The sequence below is a fragment of the Micromonospora sp. LOL_021 genome (assembly GCF_048060215.1).
GTDB lineage: Bacteria > Actinomycetota > Actinomycetes > Mycobacteriales > Micromonosporaceae > Micromonospora_E.
In genome coordinates this window covers 19,353-30,352 of record NZ_JBHMIN010000064.1, presented here as the reverse complement: position 1 = coordinate 30,352, position 11,000 = coordinate 19,353, and the positions used below count along the sequence as shown (strand labels likewise).

General features: G+C 72.2%; 4 protein-coding genes and 1 pseudogene. 1 reads left to right on the top strand and 4 read right to left on the bottom strand.

Annotated elements, in window-relative coordinates:
• A pseudogene (locus ACFHWT_RS27975) lies at positions 1–411 on the top strand (hypothetical protein); the annotation flags it as partial.
• On the opposite strand, the gene ACFHWT_RS27970 reads toward ACFHWT_RS27975, so the two are convergent.
• The 4 genes from ACFHWT_RS27970 to ACFHWT_RS27955 are packed head-to-tail and all read right to left on the bottom strand — an operon-like array spanning position 408 to position 10,604.
• The gene (locus ACFHWT_RS27970; RefSeq protein ID WP_416597662.1) at positions 408–2,552 is read right to left on the bottom strand and encodes a DEAD/DEAH box helicase; all 2,145 of its coding nucleotides are present in this window, start codon (positions 2,550–2,552) and stop codon (positions 408–410) included. The pseudogene ACFHWT_RS27975 and the gene ACFHWT_RS27970 overlap by 4 nt on opposite strands.
• Positions 2,549–3,877 carry a BREX system ATP-binding protein BrxD gene (brxD, locus tag ACFHWT_RS27965; RefSeq protein ID WP_416551932.1) on the bottom strand — a complete coding sequence of 443 codons (1,329 nt, stop codon included), beginning with the start codon at positions 3,875–3,877 and terminating at the stop codon, positions 2,549–2,551. Before brxD ends, ACFHWT_RS27970 begins: the two co-directional genes overlap by 4 nt.
• A complete protein-coding gene (pglZ, locus tag ACFHWT_RS27960; RefSeq protein WP_416597661.1) occupies positions 3,874–6,768 on the bottom strand; it encodes a BREX-2 system phosphatase PglZ in 2,895 nt (964 codons plus the stop codon). The genes brxD and pglZ overlap by 4 nt, the downstream gene beginning before the upstream one ends.
• Positions 6,765–10,604: a phage resistance protein gene (locus ACFHWT_RS27955; protein WP_416597660.1), complete on the bottom strand. Its 3,840-nt coding sequence runs from the start codon at positions 10,602–10,604 to the stop codon at positions 6,765–6,767. Before ACFHWT_RS27955 ends, pglZ begins: the two co-directional genes overlap by 4 nt.
• Positions 10,605–11,000 lie beyond the last annotated feature (396 nt).

Here is an 11,000-nt window from a genome sequence, read left to right as displayed (position 1 = left end):
TGTACCTCGGCCGCCGGGCTGTCCGGCATGCCGGACAGCCCGGCGGCGGTGCTCGACTCGCTCCGAGCCGGTGTGTCCTCGGCGGCGGGGCCGAAGGTGGCGTCCGTTGCCGCCCCCGGTGGCGGCGTCGCCGATGCGCTCGTCTTGCAGCGGGCCGGTGAGCTGCTGGTCGGCGGTCGGTATCTCACCTCGGGTCAGCGGAGCGCCCTGTTCGCCGCGTTGGCTTCGCTGCCGGGGGTGACCGTCCGGCAGCAGGTGCGGGACCTTGCCAACCGCCCCGGGGTGGGGGTCGGCCTGGCCGACGGGACGACCCTCGTCTTCGACGCGACGTCGTACGCGTTCCTCGGCACCACCAACAGCGCCCTGCTCCGCCAGGCCACCGTCGACGGGTTAGGAGACATACCGTCCTAGATCGATATGAAACGGGTGCTCTGGCGAAGGACGGCCAGGGCGGCAACCGGGTCGGCCAGTCGGGCGGCGAGGGTGGCCGTCGCGAGCCGCGCCGGCAGGGCGGCGCTGAACTTGAGCCCGGCCAAAGCCTTCTCGTCGACGTCGGGCAAACAGATCCGTTCGGTGGCGTCTGCGGTGAGGGAACACCAGTCGGCGGGGGTCAGGTCGGCGCGCAGCCGGATCTGGCAGTCGTCGAAGCGCTGCACCGGGTCGACCACTTCGCTGAGGGTCGCGGCGAGGGTGGCGTTGGCCCGGTATCCGGCCCAGGTCCACCAGCGCAGGTCGCCGGAGCGGTCACGCAGGATGACGTTGCCACCGGGGTGCACCAGCGAGGAGCGCTCGTCGCGTACGCGGTGCAGCCGGTCGACCGCGCGGCGGGTGAGCCGTACCGGTGGATCGGTGCCGAGCAGGACATCACGCATGGCCCGGGTCAGTTCGTAGCCCAGCCCGGCGAGGCCGTCAGCCGTCCAACGAGCCTTCCCTCCGCCGTCGGCCGGTTCGACGAAGCAGCGTCGCCGCCGCCAGTCGATGTACGTGACCCGCCAACTCTGCCCGGTGAGCAGCAGCCGGCGGTCACCCCGGACCTCCTCCGTGAGCAGGCTCGGGTCGATCCGGCCGAGCTCGGATTGTCCGTAGAGGACGGTGAACTCGGGTGGACCGGTGAAGACCGCGGTCATCGACATGAAATGCCGGTGCCCGAACCGCTTTTCGGCTTCGGGGCCGATGAACAGCATGCCGCTGTCGGTGTCGAGGTATCCGCTGTCCACCAGGTGCCGCAGGATCGGCCGGGCGCTTTCGTCGAACGGTGCCAGCCCGTTCCACCACCCGATGCACTCCTGGTCACCGACCTGACCCTGCTGCAGGCTCAGGGCGAGGATCTGCTGGGCGACGATGTGCCGGGGCTCGGGTGGCGGGACGACCGGCTCCACCCAGCCACGGCCCCAGAGCGTCAGCAGTGCCGCCGCTTCGATCAGTGCGTCGCCGTCGCGGGCGAGGAACAGGCAGTTGCGGGTGGCACCGGGGCGGCGTCCGGTCCGGCCGAGTCGCTGCAGAAACGACGCGACGGTCGCCGGGGCGTCGATCTGGACCACCCGGTCGAGGTCACCGACGTCGATTCCCAGCTCCAGCGTGCTGGTGGAGACGATGACGCAGTCCCGGGCCTCGGCGAACGCCTGTTCGGAGCGGCGTCGTTCGTCGGCGGAAAGCGAGGCGTGCGACAGGAACGTGGTGATGTCGCGTTGGCGCAGCAGCTGGCCGAGCTCTTCGACGGTCTGCCGGGATTCGCAGAAGACCAGCCGTTTCTCGCCCGCGTGCAGCGCGGCGATCACGGTGGCGGCGTTGGACAGCGAGCCGACGAAGTCAAGCTCGACGTCGCCGGGCGGTGCCCGGTCCGCGACGGCTGCCCCCGCGACCGGGGCGGAAGCGGCAGCCGGGGCGGAAGCGGTGTCGGGGGCGACGACCCGGCTCGGGCGGCTGGCCGCGCCGGAGCCCTGCAGCCAGGTCAGCAGGGCGTCCGGGTTGCCGACGGTGGCCGACAGCCCGATCCGTTGCAGCGGTCGGCCGATCAGGTGGGTGAGCCGTTCCAGGACGGCCAGCAGATGCCAGCCACGGTCGTCGTCGGCGAAGGCATGCACCTCGTCGACGACCACGGCCCGCACCCCGGCGAAGAACGACCGGTGGTCTACGTTGGCGCTGACCAGCATCGCTTCCAGCGATTCCGGGGTGGTCAGCAGGATGTCGGGCCGGCTGGCGAGGATCGCCCGGCGGCGGGCCGGGGTGACGTCACCGTGCCAGAGGGCGGCCCGGCGGCCGAGCCAGTCGGCGTAGCGTTCCAGCCGGGGCAGCAGGTTGTTCAGCAGCGCCTTCAACGGGCACAGGTAGAGCACCGAGGTGCCGGGCCAGCCGGCGTCGGCCATCTTCGACAGCAGCGGAAAGACGGCGGCTTCGGTCTTGCCGCCGGCGGTGGGGGCCAGCAGCAGGGCGTCCGCACCGGCCAGGATAGGGCCGACCGCGGCCCGTTGCATCGGCCGCAGGTCCCGCCAGCCCAGGCTGTTGACCAGGTGGTACGTCAGGACCGGGTGCAGCTCGCCGGTGTCGGTCACGGCAGGTCCAACGGGACCTCGCCGGCGCTGGCCGCGTTGCGTTCGACCGGGGTCAGCTCGTCGGAGCGCACCGTCAGCTGGTAGTGCCGGCGCGGGTCCCAGTCGGTGAACTGGTCGGCCCGGTCGAGCACGTCGGCGACCAGCTTCTTCAGGTAGATCCGGGGCGCCATTCCGACGGTGCCGCCGAGTCTGCCGGTGACCGAAGTCGCCAGCTCGGTCAGGTACGCGTCGTCGACCCGGCCGGCGAGCCGTCCGCTGCCGTAGATCCGGCGGACCCGTACGCCCAGCTCGACGAGCGCCGGCACGGTGAAACCGGGCAGCCGCAGCTGCACCGCACGCGGGTTGTCCCAGCGGGGGTCGCCGCCGAAGTCGGTGGCGAGGCGTTGGGCCAGCGGGGCGAGGCGCTGCACCCCCTGTGCGCCGTCGTAGAAGGCGGGGGTACCGGTGATCACCAGGAACAGGCCGGGAAACCGTCCGCCGTGGACGTCGTCGACGAGTTGGCGCAGCGCGTTGAGGGCCTTGTCCCGGGAGTCGGAGCGGACCCGTTGCAGGGTCTCCACCTCGTCGAGGACGAGCAGCAGACCGGGGTGGCCGCTGTCGCGCAGCACGGTGAGCAGGCCACGCAGGAAGCTCAGCGCGGCGAAGTGGTCCAGGTCGCCTTTCACTCCGGCGGCCCGGCGGGCGGTGGCGGCGACGTGCGGCTGCCCGGCGAGCCAGGCGGCGAGCCCGTCGGCGGTGGGCTGGTCGCCGGCGGCGGTGGCGGCGCGGTAGCCGCGTAGCGCGGCGGCGAACCCGGGGGTGCTGCGGGAAATTTCGGCGAGGCGGCGTTCCAGCAGGTCGCTGACGGCCCGGTCGAGCCCGTCGCGGTCCGATTCACTGACGGTGCCCGACGCGAGTACGTCCTCCTCCAGCGCGAAGATCCAGCCGTCGAGGACGGGCCGTAGCGCGCTGGCGGCGAACTGTTCGGTGTTGAGGTGCTCGACGAGCCGGCGGTAGACGGTCTCCATCCGGTGCAGCGGGGTTTCCAACTCGGAGATCTGCACTTCGGCGGCGGCGAAGCCGCGCCGTTTGGCCCGTTCGGCCAGCCAGCGGGCGAAGAACGTCTTGCCGGCACCGTACTCGCCACGGACGGCTTTGAAGACGCTGCCGCCACCGGCGACCCGGTCGAGGTCGTCGTCGATGGCGGCGGCGAACCGGTCCAGCCCGACCGCGAGCGCGTCGAGGCCGTTGGCGGGCACGGCACCGCGCCGCAGCGCGTCGATGATGTCGCGGCGGCGACGCGGCGAGATTTCCGGTGGGCTGCCCGGCGGGGTCGGCACGGTCACGACGACTCGCCGAGGTCGAACTGCTCGACCAGCAGCGGCCTGTCGAGCACGACGGTCTGCCCGTCGGCGTCGATGGTCAGCACCGGGTACCCCTCGACCTGCAGCAGCCGACGCAACGCGGTCACCGTGCCCTGGATCCGATGGGCGGGCACCCCGGCCTGCGCGGCGAGGGTTTCCAGCCCGGCCCGGCCGTTGCCGGCCAGCAGCACCCGGAGCAGGGCGGCGACCCGGTCGTCGTCGAGCGGGGTACGCGGGTTGCGGCGCTGGGCGTACCGCTCGCTGGCGAGCAGCCGGTCGATCAGCGCCCGGTCCGCATCGGCCGGCGCGGCGACCGGCGGCGCGGCCGCCGTCGGCTGCTGCGGATCGGCGGGTACGTCGAACAGCTGCTCGGTCTGGACCGGCTTCGCCGACTGGCCGCCTTTGCCGGCCCGCCTGCCGCCCGTACCGGACCGGCCGCCGCCACCTCCGCCGGTGCCGGGCTGTGCTGTCGACGACACCGGTTCCCGCCACCAGTCAGGGCTGGCGACCGGAGCGGGCTGCCAGTCGGGCACCGACTCGTCGTTGCCGGCGGTGAACATCAGCAGCGGGATGACGGCTTCGGCCGGGGCGGCGCCGCCGTGGTAGCCGGCCTTGCGGGGGCCGTAGCGCAACTCCTCCCGCCACGGCAGCACGACGGTGCCGCCGCCGAGCAGCACCCGCCGCCCGGTGACCACGGTCTCGCCGTCACCGAGCCGGTCACTGGCGCTGTCGCCGCTGCTGTCCGCGGTGCTGTCGGTGGTGCTGCTGGTGACCGGTCGCCACCGGTTGTTCTGCCCGTCGCCGCCGGGCAGGGTGACCGCCTCGGGCCCCCGGTCGACGACGTGCCCGTGGTCGGAGACGATCACCACCACCCGGTGCCGGGCGACGGCGAGCAGGTCCCGTACGGCCGGGACGGTGTCCTGGCCCCAGACGGTGCTGCCGGGCTCGCCGTAGCCGAGGGAGTCGTCGATGGTGTTGACGACGGCGGCCACCACCGGCACGGCCGGGTCGTCGATCGCGGCCCGCACCTCGGGGTCGATGGCGGCACCCGCCCCCGCGCGCAGGGAGTTCTTGTGCAGCAGTCGACCGCCGGTGAACCGCCCTTCGAAGGCGCTCTGCTCGGTCTGCCGGTCGCCGACGGCGAGCTGGCCGCTGAGCAGGCTGCACCGGCTGGCCGCGGTCACCGTGGGCAGCGCGGCGAGGACACCGGCCCGGGGGCCGCCGGCCTGGGTCAGCTCGATCCAGCTGCCGTCGCGGGTGAGCGATTCGGCGAGTTCGGTGGCGGCGGCGACGCCCATGCCGTCCATGACCAGCAGCAGCGCCTGACGTCCGGCGTCGAGGATCGGGGCGACGACCCGGTCCAGGACGTCTTCGACGCGCAGCATCCGGCCGGGTTCGGCGTCGGCGCGGGTGGCTTCGGCGAGCAGGCCGGCGAACTGTTCGTCGTGGCGGGCGCGGCGGGCGTCGACGGCCCGGTGCAGCGCCTGGTACGCCTCGGCGACCTCGGGGTCGACGTCCCCGGCAAAGACGTCGAGCCGGGCCCGGTCCACCCAGCCGTCGACGGTGACCTGCCGTTGCAGGGCGGCGTACAGGGTCCGGGGTGGCTGGCCGGCCGGCCGGCTGAGCCAACGCAGCAGGCGCAGGGCCATGTGGGCGGTGGTCCGCCGGCCCTGGTCAGCGGCCCGGTGTTCGGTGAGCCGTTTGAACGCGGCTTCTGCTCGGCTGAGCCCGGCCGTGGTGACGGTGCCGGCGGCGGGTGCGCCGGGCGGCGGCAGGGCGGCGTGTACGGCTGCGGCGAAGGCGCGCAGCCGCCAGGTGACCCCGGCGGGCAGCAGGCTGGACGCCGCCAACTGGCTGGTCAGCTCGATGTCGGCGGCGATGGCCTCGGCCCGGCGGACCAGCCGAAGCCCTTGCTGGCGGACCATGTCGTCGTCGGAGTCGAGGGCACGGGCCACCCAGGCGTCGGCGGCGTCGTGCAGCGCCGCGGCCTGCACGGGGGTCATCCGCAGGGCACCGAAGCGGGGTTCGAGCCGGGTCCGGGCGACGGCGACTTCGACTCCGGCCGGTCCGCTGGCCGCCGCGCCGGCTGGCCTGCCGGCTGTGCCGCCGGCCGGCGTGGGCCAGAGCACCTCGGCGAGCAGCCCGATGGGGATGACGTCGACGCCGTGGCCGGCGCGGACCGCCGCCATCACCGGCTCTGCGATCGGCCCGGCGACGTCACGGAGATAGGCGGTGATGCCGTCGGCGACGTCGGCGGCGACCCTGTCGGTGAACCGCTGCTGCGCCTGCGCGTCGGTGGTCCACTGCAGCAGTCCGGAGGCGTCGAGCTGGTCACGGTCGACGCCGAGCAGTTCGGCGGTGAGGCAGCGCAGCGCGTGGTCGCGGGTGAGGATCGTGCCGGGCGGGGTGGGCCAGCCGTCGACGGGGGCGTGGTCGGCGAGCGCGGCGGGCAGCCAGCGGCGGTCGGTCGGCAGGCTCGGGTCGAGTCGCACGCCGCCGAACATCTGCCGGACGAGTTCCCAGGCGTTGACGCTGCGGACGGACTGCCGGCTGAGGTGGGCGAGCAGCCCGTCACCGAGGACGGCGTCGGGCAGGTCGGTGAGCAGCACCAGCTTCTCGTCGTCGGCTCGGTCGTGCAGGGCGGCGCGGGCGGCGAGCGGCGTCGGGCAGGCGACGACCCGCAGCCGGACACGACCGACGACGATCACCGCATCGCTGTCCCAGACCGGTGCGGCGCGCAGCGCGATGGCGTCGGTGCCGTCGTCCTCCTTCAGCCAGGCGGCGACTTTGCGGCGTACGGCATCGGGCCGTACGGCGTCCGGTCGGCCCGGCGGGGTCGGGGTCGCGGTCGACCGGGTGGGTGCCGCGGTCACTCGGTCTCCCAGGTGATCCGGACCCGTCTGCCCTGGGCGAGTTCGCCGCTGATTTCGTCGGTGAGTTCCTTGAGGCCGGCCTCGTCGACGATGGTCCGCTGGCGCGGCGGCTTCGCACCGGGCACGGCAGGCGAGCCGCCGCCGGTGTGGTCGTAGCCCATGGCCCGCGTACCGCTGGGGTCGGCGACGGTGACCGTGGCACCCCCGTCGGGCAGCTGCGGGTTCGGCCTCGGATCCGGAGCCGGGTCCGGGTCCGGCGGGGGCGACGGCGTCGAGGTGGGGCGGCGTTCGGCGAGCAGTGCCGCCGCCGCACCGAACACGGCGTGCAGCTCGCCGACCAGGTCGAGGGAGTGCTGGTGGTGGCCGGCGGCGGTGTGCAGCCGGTCGACCAATGCGCGGGCCCGCTCGTCGTCGGCGGCCATCGAGGTGATGGCGGTCAGCACCGCCCACTGGGTGTCCCGCAGGGCGCGGACCATCGTCGGCGCGCTGGCGATCGCCGTACCGGCGGTCGCGTCGTCGATGTCGCTGAGGTCGGCGCCGGCGAGTTGGGCGATCAGGACGACGTCGTCGCGTTCGTGGCGCAGGTCGGTGAGCAGCCGGGCGAGGCGGCGGGTGACGCCGATCCGGCCGGTGTCGGCGGCGGGGTCGAGGCCGAGGGTGCCGGCGTGCGCGGTGAGCTGGTCGAGCAGGTCGCTGACGGCCGGTCCAAGTTCGGTGGCGGCTTTCCGGACCTGGGCCGCCGCCTTGGCGAGGTTTGCTGGGATGAGCCAGGCCGGCAGCACCTGGCCGAACAGGTGCTGGGCGCGTTCGATTGCCCGTTGCCAGTCGGTGTCGCTCGGCATCGGCGGGAACTTCAGCTCGTGGGCGTCGGTGACGGCGTCGACCCGGTCGACGGTGACCTGGCCCTCGTTGAGGTACCAGGCGAGCTGGTGGTCGAGGGCGAAGACGCAGAGGATCAGGTTCTGCAGGCTGCGGTCGAAGCCTCGGGGCTCCGGCTGGTCGAGGTGGCCGCGCAGTCGGTGCACCGGGAAGCTGTCCCGGTGGCCGTCGGCGGCGGCCCGCTGCAGCAGGTGCCGGGTCCAGTAGCTGGTGCTGGTGGTGAGCACGTACCGGTGGTCGGCCAGCTCACCGAGTTGCAGGTTGTTGCAGATCCGCCGCAGGGTCCGCTGGTCGGTGGCCGGGACGGTGACGCCCCGGGTGGGGTCGGCGACGGCCTGCCGGGCGTAGGTAAGGACCTTGGCCAGCTCGGCGCTGGTCGGCGGTTTCTCGTCCTCGGGCAGCGCCGGCCGGCCCGGGTAGGTCGCGGCCAGCAGCTGTCCGGTGAGATTGTGGAACGCTTGGGCCAGGGTGCCGCCGCGAGGGTCGCCGAGTTCGCCGTCGACGGCATCGTCGAGGGTGTGCAGCACCCCGACGCTGTCCTCGACGACGTCGCCGGGCTGCGGGGCGGCGACGCCGTACGCCTGTTTGAGGGCGTTGGTCACGGTGCCGCGCAGCTGGCTCTGTCGCTGCTGAAGGTAGGCGCGGCCCTGCTGGCGTTCGCTCACCGACCAGTCCCGGACGGCGTCGTTGTACCGTTCGCCGGTGCCGCCCAGCAGGTAGTTGATTTTCGACAGTTGGGCGAGGTGGCCCATCATCTGGTCGCTGAAGTAGAGCGGCAGCCAGAAGACGCTGCGTTCGCCGCGCGGCAGGGCTTCGATCCGGGCCCGGTCGTCGCTGCGTGGGCGGCCCTGCGGGTCGAACGGGTAGTCGATGACGATGCGCCAGGCCTCCCCGGTGGGTAGCAGCGCGGCGACGGGCATGCTGTCGCCGTCGCGTACGTTGCCGAACTTGACCTGGACGGTGTGTCGCCGGCCGCGCCACTCGCGGGGGTGTTGCAGCTCGCCGAGCTGCCCGGTGGCACCGGTCAGCCCGATCTCGGTGCTGACCAGCTCGCGCAGCAGCTGCTGCAACGCGCCGCCGGTGGTCGCCTCTTCGGGCCGGACCCAGTCGAGGAGCTTGTCGTAGTCGACGGTGTGCAGCTCGATGGTGACGACCGGGTCGGCGCCGTCGGTGAGGTGCAGCTCGCCGGCCTCGTTGGCGACCTTGTTGAGCCGATTGAGCACGATCTGGTGCTCGTAGCCGGGGATCGGCGAGGTGATGGTGCCGAAATTGAGCGCGTGCAGTTTGCCGGCGGTGAGGTTGTGCAGGGCGGGCACCTCGGGCACCAGCGCCCCGAGCAGCACCGTCTTGATCAGCTTGTCGTCGAGCTCGAACTGGGTGTTTGCGGCCGCGTCGGCTTCGGTGATGCTGTTGAGCCGCAGCAGCAGCGGGCGCAGCTTCTTGCCGTACAGGTCGCGGGCGGCTTCGAAGCGCTGCCTGAGCTCGACCCGGTCAGGTAGTTCGCCGCGCAGCACCAGCGGCTCGAACAGCGCGGCCACCCCGATGAGGTCGTTGATCCGCAGGGTGTCGCGGCGTTCGACGAGCAGCTCGGTCATCACCTTGATCGCGGTCCGTTCCCGCTGCAACGCCTGGGAAAGGGCGACGAGGGTGGCGACCAGGGCTGGTGAGAAGGGGTAGAGCTTGCGGAAGGCGGTGGCGTCGGAGCCGATGCCGGCGTCGCCGTACTGGGCGCCGAGCAGCAGGATGTCCCAGACCTGCCGGTTGCCGCGGACCACGGCGAACGCCCGGTCGATTTCGGCCTTCGCTTCGTCGCTGCGCGGCTTGAGCAGCCGTTTCTCGGTGATTTCCGGCAGGTTGGTGTCGGCGAGCGGGATCTCCCCGAGCCGGCCCTGGACGCTGCGTAGGACCAGCGCGAGGACTTCGCGTTCGGTGCCGCCGACCTGCGGGCCGAGGAACTCCTCCAGGTTGCGTTGCCGGGCGACGAAGGAGATCAGCGGGATCGGCCGGTCGGCGTCGGCCGACTCGACCAGCTTGTTGAGCTTGGCGCCTTCGGTGTTGACGAAGACGTGGTCGCTCATCTTGGTGGACAGCCACAGGATCATCTCGTCGAGGAAGAGGACGATCCCGTCATAGCCGAGGTTGCTGGCGTGCCGGGTGATGACGGCGAGGCCGGTGTCGAGGTCGAGGTACTCGCCGCTGCGTACCGCGTTGGTGAAGAACGCGGTGGTGAGGGCGGTGACGAGCCGATCGCGGTCGGCGGTGCCCGGCGGCTCGGCGGCGGCAGCGGCGTACCGGTCTGCGGTCCAACCCTGTCGCTGGCTGTGTAGCACGGCCAGGCCGGGGGTTTCGTCGTCCGAGCTGACGGCGGAGGCGGATCCGGCGGCGCTGCCTGCGCCGCTGCTGGCCGACCCGGCGGCGACGCCGGGGTCGGCGTCACTGAGCGCGGCGAAGAACGCCTCGTCACCCATCCGGGCGCGCAGCCCGGCCGCGTCGGTCAGCAGCGCGTCGGACCGGTGTACGGCGGGCGTCGGCGCGTCGGGGTGCAGCGCGGTGATCTGGTTGAGGTAGCCCTCCAGCACGGCCTGTTCGACCGAGCGGGCGTCGAGCATGTGGAAGGTGAGGGTGAGCAGCCGCCGCCCGGTGAGCCACCTGTCGGCGGCGACCACCTGCTCGCCGAGGTTGCGCAGGGCGCGGGCCTCGGGGTTGCCGTGCAGGATCTCCCGCAGTACGGCCATGAAGTGCGACTTGCCGGAGCCGAAGGAGCCGTGCAGGAAGGTTGCCTGGGACCGGCCGGTGGTGACGGCGTGCTCGACCTTGGCGAGTGCCTTGGTGAAGCTGTCCCGGAGCTGGTCGGTCACGACGTAGTTGGCCAGGTCGGCACCGGCGGCGGCGCGTACGACGAAGTCGGAGTCGCCCACCGAGGTCGGGATGTTGATCAGATCCCGCAGCAGTGTCATCCCGCTCCCCTCCACCCGGTTGAGCACGTGTGAAGCCGTGACCGCCTCAGCCCGTCGATCCTAGGCGGCAAGCGCCGGCAAGCCCAGACACGTCGCCCACAGTTCGCCTCGTCCCGTAATGAAGCGCACGCGCCATACCTGGTAGCGCGGCGAAGATCGTGCAATCAGTTCGATGTAGGCAAACTCCCACTACATCCACGTTCATCAACGCCGCTAAGATTGAACACGATATCGACGTTGCGGTATCATCACCGTACGCACACCCCCGACAACCAAGGGTTGATCAAGAAAGTCAGATAGCCGACAGATGTGACCTCGCGAGCAAAGATCAACACTATCCGCACACCAATCACCACCAGCAGTTACCCATGATCATCAGCCAGATAACGGAGAGAT